This is a genomic window from Microbacterium sp. ZW T2_14 (assembly GCF_044987405.1).
In the GTDB taxonomy this organism is placed as follows: Bacteria; Actinomycetota; Actinomycetes; order Actinomycetales; family Microbacteriaceae; genus Microbacterium.
In genome coordinates this window covers 69,108-83,517 of record NZ_JBJDRK010000008.1, presented here as the reverse complement: position 1 = coordinate 83,517, position 14,410 = coordinate 69,108, and the positions used below count along the sequence as shown (strand labels likewise).

The following is a 14,410-nucleotide window of genomic DNA, read 5'->3' as shown; positions in this document are numbered from 1 at the left end:
ACGTCATGGCCATCGACACTCAGCCGGTCGGTCGACGCGAGCGCAACAAGCAGGACAAGCTCCAGCGCATCACCGCCGCAGCCCGGGAGCTCTTCACGCAGCACGGCGTCGACGACGTCACCACGCAGCAGATCGCCGACAAGGCCGACATCGGCACGGGAACGCTGTTCCTGTACGCCAAGAACAAGGGCGAGCTGCTCCTGCTGGTGCAGAACTCCAGCTACGTCGACGCGCTCGCCGAGGGCAGAGCCGCGGCCGAAGGCGTCGCGAACCCGCTCGAGGCGGTGACCGCCATCATTCGCGCAGTCGTCGAGTGCAATCGCGTGCAGATCGACAACGGGCGCACGTACCTGCGCGAGATCGTCTTCGGCGATCCCGAGGAGCCGCACCACCGCGAGGCGCTCGCCCTCACCGTGCAGACCGAAGAGGCGGTCGCGAGCGTCCTGCAGCGCGACGGGCGCACGAGTCCCGAAGACGCGGCCACGCTCGCGCACGTCGTCTCGGCCATCATGTTCGTCAGCATGGCCGCCACCGTTAACATCGGCCTCTCGGTGGACGAGATCGTGGACGACATCAGCCGTCAGGTCCGCGTGCTGCTCCCGGCCTGACTCGGGACCGCCGAGCCGCCGGGTCCGCCGCGCCGCGGGCGTTCCGTCTCGCTCGTTCCTCGCTCGCTCAACGACCGGGACCGAACATCGCGCCCAAGGGCGTTTCGTCGCGCTCGTGCCCTCGTTCGCTCAACGACCGGCGCGGGAACCGGACAGCCGCACCGGCCGTCGAGCGAGCGAAGCGAGACGCAGCGCGTCGAACCGCCCGGCTCCCCGGCCGTCGAACGCGGCCGTCAGGACTCCTGCGAACCTTCGACCCAGGCGAGGTACTCGTCGGTGACGGTGCCCGTGATGTAGCGGCCGTCGAAGCAGCTCATGTCGAGGTCCTCGACGTCCGAGCCCTCGAGGATCGCCGCCTTCAGGTCTTCGACCTCCTGGTACACGACGAAGTCGGCTCCCAGCTCCTCCGCGATCTCGGGGATGGTGCGCCCGTGGGCGACCAGCTCCTGGCGCGAGGGCATGTTGATGCCGTACACGTGCGGGTAGCGCACGGGCGGTGCCGCGGAGGCGAACGTGACGCTCTTGGCCCCGGCATCCCGGGCCATCTGGATGATCTCCTTCGACGTCGTGCCGCGGACGATGGAGTCGTCGATGAGCAGGACGTTCTTGCCCTTGAACTCGCTCGACATCGCGTTGAGCTTCTGGCGCACGCTGCGCTTGCGCGCCGCCTGGCCCGGCATGATGAACGTGCGGCCGACGTAGCGGTTCTTGTAGAAGCCCTCGCGGTATTCGACGCCCAGTTTGCGCGCCACCTGCATCGCGGCGGGTCGCGACGAGTCCGGGATCGGCATGACCACGTCGATCGCCTCGCGCGGGGTGAACTTCGCGATGGTGTCGGCGAGCCGGTCGCCCATGCGCAGGCGCGCCTCGTACACCGAGATGCCGTTCATGACCGAGTCGGGCCGCGCGAGATACACGTACTCGAACGAGCAGGGCACGAGCTGGGGATCGGTCGCGCACTGCTGGGTGTGCAGGTTGCCCTCGAGGTCGATGAACACGGCCTCGCCGGGATCGACGTCGCGCACGATCTCGAACTCGCCGTTCTCGAGCACCAGCGACTCGCTCGTGACGACCCACTCGTAGTGGCCGTCCTCGTGCTTGCGCGTGCCGAGGATGAGCGGACGGATGCCGAACGGGTCGCGGAACGCCAGCAGACCGTAGCCCGCGATCAGGGCGATCGCCGCGTATGAGCCTTCGACGCGGTCGTGCACGCGGCTCACGGCCTGGAAAACCTGCGTGGGATCGAGCTCGAGTCCGGAGATCGACGCCTGCAGCTCGTTCGCCAGCACGTTGACGAGCAGCTCGGTGTCGGACGACGTGTTGAGGTGACGGCGGTCCTTGTGGAACAGCTCCTCGGTGAGCTCCCGCGTGTTCGTGAGGTTGCCGTTGTGCACGAGCACGATGCCGTAGGGCGCGTTCACGTAGAAGGGCTGGGCCTCCTCCTCGTTGGACGCGGTGCCCTTCGTGGCATAGCGCACGTGGCCGAGCCCGATCTCGCCGAGCAGCGCCCGCATGTCACGGGTGCGGAAGGACTCGCGCACCTGGCCACGGGTCTTGTGCTGGTGCACGACCCCGTTGCGCTCGGCGGTCGCGATGCCGGTGGAGTCCTGACCGCGGTGCTGCAGCAGCAGAAGCGCGTCGTAGATCTCCTGGTTCGCAGACCCACGGCCCACCACTCCGACGATTCCGCACATGGGTGTCGCTTGCTCCGTCTTGTCGTTCAGCCGGCGTGTCGTTCAGCCGGGGTTTGTCGTTCTGGCGGCTCAGTGAGCCGAGTGGTCTGCGCGTGATCCGTCGTCCGCGTACGAGCCGACGAGGCGCACGGCGCCGCCGTCGACGCCCTTGGCGCCCTGCTCCCAGTGGCCCTCCGGGCGCTCGCCGTCGCGCACGACGCCCACCTGCCAGGTTGCGATGCCCTCGCGGGAGAGAGCGGATGCCGCGGCATCCGCCTTGTCGGCCGCCACGACGGCGAGGAACCCGATGCCGAGGTTCCAGGTGCCTTCGGTGGAGATGAGGTCGAGGTCGCCCAGGTCCGCCAGCACGCGGAACACCGGCGACGGCGACCATGTCGACCGGTCGAGCTCGGCCCAGGTGCCCTGCGGCAGCACGCGTGCGAGGTTCGCCGCGATGCCGCCGCCGGTCACGTGGCTGAGCGCGTGCACCCGGTCACCGTGGTCGGCGATGAGGCGCAGCAGCGGGCGCGTGTAGAGGCGCGTCGGCTCGAGCAGGGCCTCGCCCCACGTCGCGCCGAGGTCGGCGGACTTGTCGCCGTACTGGATGCCGGCGCCGGCGACGATGTGGCGCACCAGCGAGTAGCCGTTGGAGTGCAGGCCCGAGCTGGCCAGCGCGAGAACGACGTCGCCGCTGCGCACCCGGTCGGGGCCGAGGACTCGGTCGGCCTCGACCACGCCGGTCGCGGCGCCCGCGACGTCGTAGTCGTTGATGCCCAGTAGGCCGGGGTGCTCGGCGGTCTCGCCGCCGACGAGCGCCGTGCCGGTCTCGGCGCAGCCCGCCGCGATGCCGCGGACGATGTCGGCGATGCGCTCGGGGAACACCTTGCCGCAGGCGATGTAGTCGGTCATGAACAGCGGCTTCGCGCCGACCACGACGATGTCGTCGACGACCATGCCGACGAGGTCCTGGCCGATCGTGTCGTGCTTGTCTATAGCCTGTGCGATGGCGACCTTCGTGCCGACACCGTCGGTGCTGGTGGCCAGCAGCGGCTTGTCGTAGGCCTTGAACGCGCTCGCGTCGAAGAGACCGGCGAATCCGCCGACGCCCCCGAGGACCTCGGGGCCCTGCGTGCGGCGCACCGCCGACTTCATCAGCTCGACGGCGAGGTCGCCGGCGGCGGTGTCGACGCCGGCAGCCGTGTACGGGTTCACGGGCTGTGCGGGGCGGGAGGGGGCATCGCGTTCGGATGAGGCCACGGTCACCAGCCTACCGGCGGCGTGCCTGGACGGATGCCGGGTGACGACGCCGCACGACGCCGGGCCGCGGCATCCGTCCCTCTTCCGTGTATCCGCCGCCTGCCCCGCGGAGGTGACCCCGCCCTGCGCCGCGCCGGCGGCCTCTGCGCGCGCAGGTGACCCCGCGCCCTGCCCGCCGCCGCGATGGGCGGAGGAGATGTGAGGAGCGGAGGATGATTTGGCGGCGATTCCTCCTCCCTTGCGCACATCTCCTCCCCCCGTCACACCCGGGCGGCCTCCGACCACGTCTCGGCGAGGTGGAGCCCCTGCGCGACAGCCTGCATGATCAGCGCCTGCACGCCCGGCCAGTCCTCGGCGACCTGGATGTAGCCGACGCGGATCACGTGGTAGCCCATGTGCCGGAGCAGGGCGTCGTGGGCGCTGTCGCTCGCGCGCTGCCTGCCGACGTGGTGCCCTCCGTCGATCTGGAGCACGAGTCGCATGCCGATCAGGAAGTCGACCCGATGCCCGGCGATCCACGCCTGCGGCACGATCCGCAGCCTCATCCAGGCCAGACGCGGCACGATGTACGTCTCCAGCCCCGAGTCGGAGTAGGGGTTCGCCGCCTCGATGATCTGTCGGACCCCCGGTGCGAACGGCAGGCGGAGCAGCGACGGCTTGCTCACCAGCGACTTGTTGAGCGCCGACTCGACGCTCGCGAGAGCGGCCTCGAAAGGCTGGCACGCGCAGATGATGGCCAGCGCGTTCTCGATCGGGTCCTCCAGCGCCGCGGGGTCGCGCGCGATCACCGGCACTGCCCGATGAACACGGACGTCCTCCGCCACGGCGACGCGTCCCGCGTGCGGGTGAGCGGCGACGTGCATCGCCGCGGCGTCGCTCTCGACCCACAACCCGAGGCGACGCGCACGCGTCACGCACGAGAGGACGACCCCGGCTCGCGCCGCCGCCACCAGGTACGGGTCCGCCGAGGGCACGGCGATCCAGACTCTGCGGACCACGTGGAGGAGTCCCGCCGCCACAGCCGCATCGATCGTCCGCTGCGAGTGCCCGCGCTTCGCGAACGTCGCACGGCGCCCGATGCCGCCGGCATCCCTCACCGCCGCGACCAGACCACGTGCTCGCATCTCAGCTCCGCCCTGAACCATCTCCACATCGTCGGGCGGTTCGCCTGCGCCCGAAGCCACGGCAACGCTGTCTGTGGACATCCCGCCGGCGCCGCGCACCTGGGGAGGAGCCGACGCGCAGTCCGGCATCGCCCCGGCTGCCCTCCTGCCGCGCGGAACGGTCCTGCCTTCCTCCTGTCGGCGTCATCGGCGGAGGAGATGGGAGAAGCGGAGGAGGGATTCGGCCCAGACCCTCCTCCGCTCGTCACATCTCCTCCGCCCGTGACGTCCGTGCCGGGCGGACGCACGCATTGATACCGGAACGGATGCCGCGGACCGCTGCCGAGCACCTGCAACAAGCCCTGTCGCGGCGTCGACCCGTGCCTGCCTCCGCACCCACCCTCCTGCCCTCCTTCGGCGCCCGACCCTCCTGCCTTCCTCTCGTCGGCAACTCCTGCCGTCCTCCCGTCGGCGTCGTCGGCGGAGGAGATGGAAGGAGCGGAGGAGGGAGTCGGGCCAGACCCTCCTCCGTTCGTCACATCTCCTCCGCCCGTCACGGGCGCGACGCCGAACCCACGCATCAAGAAGGGAACGGATGCCGGGGCCGCGGCATCCGCGTGCCACGCACTCGGGAGGACTCGAGCCCGCTCCGAAAACCGAACCCGCTCTGCCCCTCCCGCAGGTGCCAGGGGCGGAGGAGATGGGAGGAGCGGAGGAGGGATTCGGGCTAGAACCTCCTCCGCTCGTCACATCTCCTCCGCTCGTGACGGGCGCGGCGCCGAACCCACGCATCGAGAGGGGAACGGATGCCGGGGCCGCGGCATCCGCGTGCCACGCACTCGGGAGGACTCGAGTCCGCTCCGAAAACCGAACCCGCTCTGCCTCTCCCGTCCGCGTCATCGGCGGAGGAGATGGGAGGAGCGGAGCAGGGAATCGGGCCAGGCCACCCTCCGCTCGTCACATCTCCTCCGCCCGTGACGGGCGGAGGAGCCGAACCCACGCATCAAGAAGGGAACGGATGCCGGGGGCCGCGGCATCCGCGTGCCACGCACTCGAGAGAACTCGAGCCCGCTCCGAAAACCGAACCCGCTCTGCCCCTCCCGCAGGTGCCAGGGGCGGAGGAGATGGGAGGAGCGGAGGAGGGATTCGGGCTAGAACCTCCTCCGCTCGTCACATCTCCTCCGCCCGTGACGGGCGCGACGCCGAACCCACGCATCAAGAGGGGAATGGATGCCGGGGGCCGCGGCATCCGCGTGCCACGCACTCGGGAAAACTCGAGCCCGCTCCGAAAACCGAACCCGCTCTGCCCCTCCCGCAGGTGCCAGGGGCGGAGGAGATGGGAGGAGCGGAGGAGGGATTCGGGCTAGAACCTCCTCCGCTCTTCACATCTCCTCCGCTTCTTACGGGCGCGGCGCCGAACCCACGCACCGAGACCGGAGGGGATGCCGCGGATCGGGGGCAGCGGGATGCCGCGCAACGGGGCGGGAGTGGTGAGGCCGGATCTAGAATGGACGGCATGGGCGGCGCCGGTGCACCGGAGTGGCTGATCCGCGAAGACGCCGGTCAGCCGGTGCTTCTTGCGCTCTATCTGCGTCAGGTCCTCGGCATCCGCTCACCGGAGGAGTTGCCGCACCTCCGCGGCATCCCGCCGCGTGCGAACGACCGGTCGGAAGAGGCGCAGGCGACGCTCGAACGACAGTGGCGCCAGTACTGGGCGATGACGGTCGAGCCGCAGGCGCATCCGTCAGAGGTTCCCCTCGACCTCGTCGACGGATTCGACACTGTGCTCGCGCTGCCCGTCGAGGGCTGCGACGAGCTGCGATCCGCCTTCGTTCCGCACGCACCCGAGGCCCTCGCGTACGCGCGGGAGGCGCACGCGCGGTACCGCAAGGAGGCTTCGCACAGCACCGGCACGTCGTATCGCGCCTATGCCGGTGCGATCGCCGAGCACGAGCGGCAGGTCGGGCGGCGGGCGCACTCGTTCGAGCTCAACGTGCAGGTGCTGCCGCTGAATCAGCGGGGCGTGTGGTGGATCGGATCCCTCACCGTCGCCGTCACCGACGGACTGCGGGGGGACGTCGCGGCATTCGACACCGCCATCCACCCGATCATCGCCGAGCTCGCGTAGCGCGCGGCGTCAGTGCGCGGAGCCGTGACCGTTCGTTCCCGGCTCCGGATCGACGTGCACAGACGCGTGGCCGACGGTGATGTCGTGCGTGTGACGCCGTGAACGTCGGTCGAAGATCAGCGCGACGACGGCGCCGAGCGCAAGGCCGATGGTGCCGCAGATCAGCGCGAGGAATCCGAACACCTGGGCCTGCGAGTATTCGACGCCGGTGTTGGGGCTGGCCTCGGCGGTGCCGTTGAACGCGAACGTGAGGATCATCGCGACAACCACGCCGAGCAAGGCGCCGAGGATGAGGAACACCGAGATCTTCGGCGCACGTCGCACGCGCGCGGTCTCGATGTGGTCCTGGCTGTGCTCGGGCATACGTCCATTGTCCCACTCGGCGCCCCGGATCGCGCCGGGGCAGGCGAAGCGCGATGCCTGGGCATCTCGTGCACCCGAGGCGTTTCGCCTCGGTCGCTGGCGCTCCCTCGCTCAACGACCGAGTCCTTGTCCCCCGTCGATGAGCGAGCGAGAAACGCGCCAGACCTCTTCCCGGTCGTTGAGCGAGCGAGGAACGAGCGAGACGAAACGCCCGCACCCGGCGCAGCGCACCGGCCCGAGTCGTTTCGCCACGGCCGCCCCGACGGAGGAAGGTCAGGGGCGCAGCGGGAGCAGGTCGGAGATGTCGGCGCGCGTGCCTGAGGCGCTGATGCGGCCTCCGGCGGCGGCATCCGTCCACTGCTCGGCACCGGTCGCCAGCGCGATCCAGGTCGCGGGGTCGGTCTCGACGACGTTCGGCGGCGTGCCGCGGGTATGCCGCGGCCCTTCGATGATCTGCACCGCGCCGAACGGCGGCACCCGCACCTCGACCGAGTTGCCCGGCGCCTTCTCGGCGAGCAGCTGCAGGAGATAGCGCACAGCTGTCGCGTTGTCGGTGCGGGCGGGAGGGACGGATGCCGCAGCCGCCGCCCCGACCGCGCTCAGCGCGGCGCGGCCGTCGTCGGTCGAGATCTTGCGTGCCACGCCTTCCACCGTACGCCGGGCGCCCGAAACCCCGCGAGGCGCGTCGGTAGGCTGGAGCGCGTGAAGATCCTGGTTCTCGGCTCGGGCGCGCGGGAGCACGCCATCATCCTGGCGCTGCGGTCGGAGGCGACCGAGCACGAGGTCTTCGCTGCTCCCGGCAACGCCGGCATCGGACAGGACGCGCAGCTCGTCGCCCTCGATGTGAACGATCCCGGCGCCGTCACGATCTTCGCGAACGAGAACAACATCGACCTCGTCGTGATCGGCCCCGAGGCACCGCTGGTCGCAGGCGTCGCCGACGCGGTGCGCGAGCGCGGCATCCCGGTGTTCGGGCCCGGCAAGGCCGCGGCGCAGCTCGAGGGGTCGAAGGCATTCGCCAAGCGCATCATGGACGCCGCGGGCGTACCGACGGGACGGGCGGTGCGCGCGGCCAGCCATGCCGAGGTCGAGGCCGCGTTCGACGCGCTCGGCGCCCCGCACGTCGTGAAGGCCGACGGTCTCGCCGCCGGGAAGGGCGTCATCGTGACGTCCGACCGCGCCGCGGCCCTCGCCCACGCCGACGAGTACCTGCCGTCGGGCCCCGTGCTGGTCGAGGAGTTCCTCGCCGGCCCCGAGGTGTCGCTCTTCTTCCTCAGCGACGGCGACCACGTGCTGCCGCTCAGCCCCGCGCAGGACTACAAGCGCCTGCTCGACGGCGACGAGGGCCCCAACACCGGTGGCATGGGCGCGTACTCACCCCTGCCGTGGCTGGATGGGAAGTTCGGCAGCGAGCGCGAGTTCGTCGACCTGGTCACACGCGAGGTGGCCGAGCCGGTCATCCGGCAGATGGATGCCGAGGGCACGCCGTTCATCGGACTGCTCTACGCCGGGCTCATCCTCACTGACACGGGCGTCAAGGTGATCGAGTTCAACGCGCGCTTCGGCGATCCCGAGACCCAGGTCGTGCTCCCCCGGCTCGTCGACCCGCTGTCGGAGTTGCTGCTGGCCGCGGCATCCGGTCATCTGGAGGATCTCCCCCGTCCGGCGTTCGCCGACGATGTCGCGGTGACCGTGGTGCTCGCCAGCGAGGGCTACCCCGCGGCGCCGATCACCGGGCGCACGATCACCGGTCTTCACGAAGCGGCCTCAGCGGACGGCGTGCATGTCGCGCACGCCGCGACCGCCGAGAGCGACGGCGGTCTGGTCGCCACCGGCGGCCGCGTCCTCAACGTCGTCGCCGTCGCCACGACGTTCGCGCAAGCCCGCGAGCGCGTCTATCGCGCGCTGGGCGAGATCCGGCTCGATGGGGGCCAGCACCGCACCGACATCGCCGCGCGGGTCGCCGAGGGACTCTGACCCCGCGTCCGCACGCGCCCGAAGCGACGGGCGCCCCTGGATCAGTGGCGCCCGTCGTTCACGTCAGCGGTCGTAGGCCGGCGTGGGACCGCCGACGACGGTCGCGGCATCCGTGTCGGTCGTCACGCGCCCGCGGATGAACGCGATCGCGAGCAGGCCCACGATGATCACGGGGATGTTGCCGAACCCCGCGATCGTCGCGAGCGGGCCGTCGGCCGGATGCACGGACTGCAGGAAGATGCTGGGATCGGTGCTCGCATGGAGCAGGATCGGCCAGATCAGGTTGCCCGTCACGCGGAGCGTGAGGTACATGCAGATGCCGAACGCGAAGGTGTAGAGCAACTGGATGACCGTGGTGAACAGGGACTGACCCGAGAGCAGGTTCCCGGCGTGCAGGACTGCGAAGAGGGCGGCCGACACGAGGGCGACCGCGATCTCGCGGTGGCCGGCCTTGCGCATGAGGTTCACGACGTAGCCCCGGGTGAGGACCTCCTCCGCGAAACCGATGAACAGTCCCGCCAAGAGCCAGGACGCCACGTAGCCGAAGTCGACCTCGGCGTAGTCGATGGTGGCGAAGCGCAGGACGTTGAAGAGCAGCACGACGGCGACCGCGATCCACATCCAGCCCCGTCCACGGATCGGCTGCCGGGCGAACAGCTCCCGCAGCCAGCCCACCGACAGGCCGAAGGCCACGAGGATGACACCGCCGATGAGGATGGGGAGCGCGTAGAAGAACAGCACGTAGCCGGCGCTCTCGGTGTCCTCGATCGACGGCGCGATCGGCGCCAGCAGCAACGATGCCCCCTGGTAGAGCACGAAGTACCCGACGACCAGGATCAGGGCTCGCCACCACCCGCCGCGCTCCCAGAAGCGCTTCCAGGCGCTGGCCTCGGAGCTGACGTGCTGATCGGTCTCACTCACGGATGTCTCCTTCGGGCCGCATTCCGGGGCGGTCCGCTTCGAGCCTAGGCCTCGCAGACCGCGCGACCCGGCTCGGCGTGCCGCCCGCCTCGGCCGATCGGACGAGGAGAGAAGGGCTGCACGGCCGATGTGCCGCACAGCCCCGCAGAGCGATGGTTGCCGTATGTCGATCGCCTCCTCTCGCCCGCCACAGCCCCGCACGCACCCGAGCCCCCGCCGACGGCCTCCGGAATGGCTGGTGCCGGCCGGGCTCATCGCTCTCAGCCTGGTGCCGGTCGTCGCCGGAGCGTTCCGCGTGACGGCGCTGACGATCGGCGTCGAGGTGACGCCGGAGAACGCGCGGTTCTTCGCGTCGCCGATCCCGGTGATCCTCCACGCGGTCGGCGCGAGCGTCTACCTCGTGCTCGGAGCCCTGCAGTTCGCGCCCTCCCTGCGCAGGCGCCGCTGGCATCGGATCGCGGGGCGCATCCTCGTGCCGGCGGGCCTGACAGCGGCGCTGTCCGGAGTGTGGATGGCGGTCTTCTACGCGATTCCCACCGAGATGAACGGACCGGCCCTCATCGTCATGCGCGTCGTCCTCGGTACGGGGATGGCCGCCGCGATCGTCGTCGCGTTCCTCGCGATCCGGCGCGGTGACGTACCCAGACACAGTGCATGGATGACCCGGGCCTACGCGATCGGTCTCGGCGCGGGCACGCAGGTGCTCACGCTCCTGCCCTGGACTCTCGCTCTCGGAACACCGAGCCAGACGATGCACTCGGTGCTCATGGGCGCGGCATGGGCGATCAACCTCGCCGTCGCCGAGGTGGTCATCCGGCGTCGCGCGCGGCGAGGGGCCGGTGGCGGGCGCCCCGCCGTCCGATCGGCGGTGCCCGCTGCCCACCTATCATGAGGGCATGACGAGCCCGGTCCGCGCGCTCTGGGACGCGCCGCCGGCCTCGCCGGCACCGCCGCGGCGCGTCTGGCGGGACTGGGCGCTCGTCGGCGTGCTGGCTCCGCTGGCGGTGGTCGAGGCATCCGTTCGTCCCGACGTCCCGTGGCGCTGGCTCTGGGCCGTCGTGCTCGTGGCATTGGTGCCGACGCTGCTCTGGCGACGCACGCGGCCGCTGACCATGCTGGCGATCGCGTTCGTCACGGGCACCGTGGTGGGGCTCGCGACCGGCGCCGAGTCGGAGCTGTACACGACGGCGTACTTCCTCCTGCTCCTCTACGCCGTGTTCCGCTGGGGCTCCGGCCGGGCGATGGTACTCGGCGGCGTGCTCGTGGCCGCCGGACTCGCACTGTCGTTCGTGACCGGCACACCGACGCCCGGCGATCTCATCGGCGGCATCGCGGTCGCCCTCACGACGAGCGTGCTCGGCCTGGCGTTCCGGTGGCGCTCCGGTGCGCGGGCCCGCGAACTCGACCACGTCCGCCTGCGCGAGCGCGAGCAGCTCGCCCGCGACCTGCACGACACCGTCGCCCACCATGTCTCGGCGATCGCCATCCAGGCGCAGGCGGGCACGGCGGTCGCCGCGACGGATCCGGATGCCGCGGCCGCGGCGCTGCGGGCCATCGAAGGCGAGGCGACCCGCACGCTGCAGGAGATGCGCGCCATGGTGGGCGTCCTGCGACGCGCCGGCGAGGCGGAGCTCGCGCCGACACCGGGGCTCGGCGACGTGCGCCGGCTCGCGCAGCCGGCGGGCACCGGCCCCGAGGTCGCCGTGCGGCTGGAGGGTGATGTCGATGCGGTGCCGGCGCCGATCGCCGCGGTGGTCTTCCGGCTGGCGCAGGAAGCGGTGACGAACGCGCGCCGCCATGCGCGCAACGCCACCCGCGTCGACGTGGATGTGCGTGTGGACGACGCCGGCGTGCTCCTCGCGGCCCACGACGACGGCGCGCCGGCGACGGATGTCACACCGGGATTCGGCATCGCAGGGATGCGGGAACGCGCGGCGCTCCTGGGAGGCACGGTCGAGGCGGGCCCGGCCCCGGGCGGCGGATGGACCGTCACCGCGTCCCTGCCGAGGAAGGGGTGGACCACGTGACGGTGCGCGTACTCATCGCCGATGACCAGGACCTCGTCCGCACGGGGCTCCGCATGATCCTGGACTCCCAGCCCGACATCGAGGTCGTCGGCGAGGCCGCGGACGGCGCGCAGGCGGTCGCGCTGGCACGCAGTCTCCGTCCCGACGTGTGCCTGTTCGACATCCGGATGCCGATGATGGACGGCCTCGAAGCGACCCGCGCCATCGCGGGGCCGGCCATCGCCGATCCGATCCCCGTCGTGGTGATCACGACGTTCGACCTCGACGAGTACGTCTACGCCGCCCTGCGGGCCGGTGCGCGCGGCTTCCTGCTCAAGGACGCCGGCCCGGTGCTGCTCGGCGAGGCCGTGCGCGCGGCGGCCCGCGGCGATGCGCTCATCGATCCCAACGTGACGGTACGGCTGATCGAGGCGTTCGCGGGTGACGCACCCGAAGCGCCTCGCCCCCCGTCGAGCCCGCTCACCGAGCGCGAGGAGGCCGTGCTCGCCGGCGTCGCCCGCGGCCTCGGCAACAGCGAGATCGGCGATGAACTGCACATCTCGCTCAGCACCGTGAAGACGCACCTCGGAAGCATCACAGGGAAGCTGGGCGCCCGCAATCGCGTCGAACTCGCGATCTGGGCGCACGAGCGCGGCCGACGGCGGCGCTGAGCCCGGCCCCCACCGACCCCTCCCTCCGCCGTGCGGTCGGCCGGCCGCGTCCGGCCGCCAGCCGGGTCCACCCATCTGCCGGGTCCAGCCGCCGGCCGGGTCCACCCACCGGCCGGGTCCAGCCGCCGGCCGGGTCCAGCCGCGCCGGCCGCGCTACGACGTTTACGTCGTCCGCGACCCGCCCCCCAGAGCGGGTCGCGGACGACGCCTGAGCCGGCGCTCCGGGCGGGAGATCGACCCATCGTCTGCGACTCGACCCCACAGCAGGTCGCGGACGACACCCGAGCTCACGCACCCGGCCCCAGGCCGGTCAGACCGCCTGCCGTTGCTGCAGCAGGGGGCATTCGAAGGGGTCGCGCTCGCCGAGCCCGACCCGGTTGATGTAGCGCGTGACGATCCGGTAGGACTCCCACAGTCCCGTCTCGGTGTACCGCACGTCGTGAGCCGCGCAGTAGTCCCTGATCGCTCCGGAGGCCTTCCTCAGATGAGGACGCGGCATCGACGGGAACAGGTGGTGCTCGATCTGGTAGTTCAGCCCGCCCATCGCCACGTCGAGCAGCCTGCTGCCCCGGATGTTGCGGCTCATCAGCACCTGCCGGCGCAGGAAGTCGACCTTCACCTCGGCCGGCACCAGCGGCATCCCCTTGTGATTGGGGGCGAAGGCCATTCCCATGTAGACGCCGAACAGGCCCAGCTGCACCGCCAGGAAGACCGCGGCGATGCCAGGCGACAGCACCAGGAACACGAGGGCGAGATAGCCGCCGATCCGCAGCACGAGGAAGACGATCTCGGCACTGCGGCGACGCAGCGGCTCACGCGCGACGACGCGGCGCACGCTGGATGCATGCAGCGACAGGCCCTCGAGCAGCAGGATCGGGAAGAAGAACATCCCCTGGTGGGCCATGACCCAGGCCAGCGCGGGTCCGTAGCGGTTGGCGCGCTGCTCCACCTGGTCGGGGGTGAACGACACGACCGGCAGCTCGATGTCCGGATCGGAGCCGATCTTGTTCGGATTCGCATGGTGGCGGGTGTGCTTGTGCTGCCACCAGCCGTAACTCATCCCGACCAGCAGGTTGCCCAGCACCATCGACGTCCAGTCGTTCCACCGACCGGAGACGAAGATCTGCCGATGCGCCGCATCGTGGCCGAGCATCGCGATCTGCGTGAACAGGATCGCGAATCCTGCGGCCGTGAAGAGCTGCCACCAGGTGTCGCCGATCAGGAAGAAGGCGACCAGTGCTGCGCCGAGCACCACCACGGCGCCGATGAGCTTGGTCCAGTAGTACCCGTAGCGGCGGCGCATCAGACCGCTGGTGCCGATGATCTTGGCGAGGTCGGTGAAGTCGTTGCCCGCTCGGGGCGTTCGGGCCACCGTGGCGCGGACGCCGCCGGTGAGCTGGTCGGTCATATGCTCGTCCCCGATCCTCCGGCCGCACGCGCGTGCGGTCCGTGGATGTCGGGGTCCGGGACGTCCCTATTGGGTCAGGCTACGCCGATGTCACGCGCTGCGGCAGTGCCCAGGCGCGATCGCGTGGCCGGTCAGGTCTGGCGGCGGATGAAGCGCATCAGCCAGGCGATCACCGCGATGACGATGATGACGAGGCCGATCCACAGCAGGAACTTCGCCGCTTCGATGAACACGCCCAGCAGAAGCAGGACGATTCCGACGATGAGCAGGATCACTGCGAGTCCGGTCATGGAAC

14 protein-coding genes are annotated in these 14,410 nt (G+C 70.8%); 6 read left to right on the top strand and 8 right to left on the bottom strand.

The window, feature by feature from the left end:
• Positions 1–5 precede the first annotated feature (5 nt).
• Positions 6–608, top strand: a complete 603-nt coding sequence (locus ACI3KY_RS04690; protein ID WP_404929042.1) for a TetR/AcrR family transcriptional regulator — start codon at positions 6–8, stop codon at positions 606–608.
• 233 nt (positions 609–841) lie between these two features.
• Here the strand turns inward: ACI3KY_RS04690 and purF are convergent, their stop codons facing one another.
• From purF to ACI3KY_RS04675, 3 genes are all read right to left on the bottom strand, one after another.
• Positions 842–2,302 carry an amidophosphoribosyltransferase gene (purF, locus tag ACI3KY_RS04685; RefSeq protein WP_404929041.1) on the bottom strand — a complete coding sequence of 487 codons (1,461 nt, stop codon included), beginning with the start codon at positions 2,300–2,302 and terminating at the stop codon, positions 842–844.
• Positions 2,303–2,371: 69 nt separating this feature from the next.
• On the bottom strand, positions 2,372–3,538 hold the full coding sequence (gene purM, locus ACI3KY_RS04680; protein WP_404929040.1) for a phosphoribosylformylglycinamidine cyclo-ligase: 1,167 nt from the start codon (positions 3,536–3,538) through the stop codon (positions 2,372–2,374).
• 260 nt (positions 3,539–3,798) lie between these two features.
• Entirely contained in the window at positions 3,799–4,662 is an 864-nt protein-coding gene (locus tag ACI3KY_RS04675; RefSeq protein ID WP_404929039.1) for an endonuclease domain-containing protein, read from the bottom strand.
• A 1,495-nt stretch (positions 4,663–6,157) separates the two neighbouring features.
• Between ACI3KY_RS04675 and ACI3KY_RS04670 the strand changes: the two genes are divergently transcribed.
• Positions 6,158–6,769 (top strand): zinc-binding alcohol dehydrogenase, encoded by a 612-nt coding sequence (locus ACI3KY_RS04670; RefSeq protein ID WP_404929038.1) that lies wholly within the window; start codon positions 6,158–6,160, stop codon positions 6,767–6,769.
• A 9-nt stretch (positions 6,770–6,778) separates the two neighbouring features.
• Here the strand turns inward: ACI3KY_RS04670 and ACI3KY_RS04665 are convergent, their stop codons facing one another.
• Both ACI3KY_RS04665 and ACI3KY_RS04660 read right to left on the bottom strand, forming a co-directional pair.
• The gene (locus ACI3KY_RS04665) at positions 6,779–7,132 is read right to left on the bottom strand and encodes a potassium transporter Trk (RefSeq protein WP_404929037.1); all 354 of its coding nucleotides are present in this window, start codon (positions 7,130–7,132) and stop codon (positions 6,779–6,781) included.
• A 273-nt stretch (positions 7,133–7,405) separates the two neighbouring features.
• Entirely contained in the window at positions 7,406–7,774 is a 369-nt protein-coding gene (locus tag ACI3KY_RS04660) for a sterol carrier family protein (protein ID WP_404929036.1), read from the bottom strand.
• Positions 7,775–7,834: 60 nt separating this feature from the next.
• Between ACI3KY_RS04660 and purD the strand changes: the two genes are divergently transcribed.
• Complete coding sequence (purD, locus tag ACI3KY_RS04655; RefSeq protein ID WP_404929035.1) at positions 7,835–9,109, top strand: phosphoribosylamine--glycine ligase; 1,275 nt, start codon at positions 7,835–7,837, stop codon at positions 9,107–9,109.
• 63 nt (positions 9,110–9,172) lie between these two features.
• On the opposite strand, the gene ACI3KY_RS04650 is transcribed toward purD, so the two are convergent.
• Positions 9,173–10,030 (bottom strand): CPBP family intramembrane glutamic endopeptidase, encoded by an 858-nt coding sequence (locus tag ACI3KY_RS04650; protein ID WP_404929034.1) that lies wholly within the window; start codon positions 10,028–10,030, stop codon positions 9,173–9,175.
• Between the two features lie 163 nt (positions 10,031–10,193).
• On the opposite strand from ACI3KY_RS04650, the gene ACI3KY_RS04645 reads away from it, so the two are divergent.
• From ACI3KY_RS04645 to ACI3KY_RS04635, 3 genes are read left to right on the top strand one after another with little or no spacing between them, the layout of a single operon-like run.
• Positions 10,194–10,922 (top strand): DUF2306 domain-containing protein, encoded by a 729-nt coding sequence (locus tag ACI3KY_RS04645; protein WP_404929033.1) that lies wholly within the window; start codon positions 10,194–10,196, stop codon positions 10,920–10,922.
• A gap of 4 nt (positions 10,923–10,926) precedes the next feature.
• Positions 10,927–12,057: a sensor histidine kinase gene (locus tag ACI3KY_RS04640; RefSeq protein WP_404929032.1), complete on the top strand. Its 1,131-nt coding sequence runs from the start codon at positions 10,927–10,929 to the stop codon at positions 12,055–12,057.
• Positions 12,054–12,707, top strand: coding sequence for a response regulator (locus tag ACI3KY_RS04635; protein WP_404929061.1), 654 nt, complete (start codon positions 12,054–12,056; stop codon positions 12,705–12,707). The genes ACI3KY_RS04640 and ACI3KY_RS04635 overlap by 4 nt, the downstream gene beginning before the upstream one ends.
• Positions 12,708–13,017: 310 nt before the next feature.
• Here the strand turns inward: ACI3KY_RS04635 and ACI3KY_RS04630 are convergent, their stop codons facing one another.
• Together ACI3KY_RS04630 and ACI3KY_RS04625 are read right to left on the bottom strand one after the other, a co-directional pair.
• Positions 13,018–14,115, bottom strand: coding sequence for a fatty acid desaturase family protein (locus ACI3KY_RS04630; RefSeq protein ID WP_404929031.1), 1,098 nt, complete (start codon positions 14,113–14,115; stop codon positions 13,018–13,020).
• 131 nt (positions 14,116–14,246) lie between these two features.
• Positions 14,247–14,405, bottom strand: coding sequence for a hypothetical protein (locus ACI3KY_RS04625; protein ID WP_169583593.1), 159 nt, complete (start codon positions 14,403–14,405; stop codon positions 14,247–14,249).
• Between the last annotated feature and the right edge of the window lie 5 nt (positions 14,406–14,410).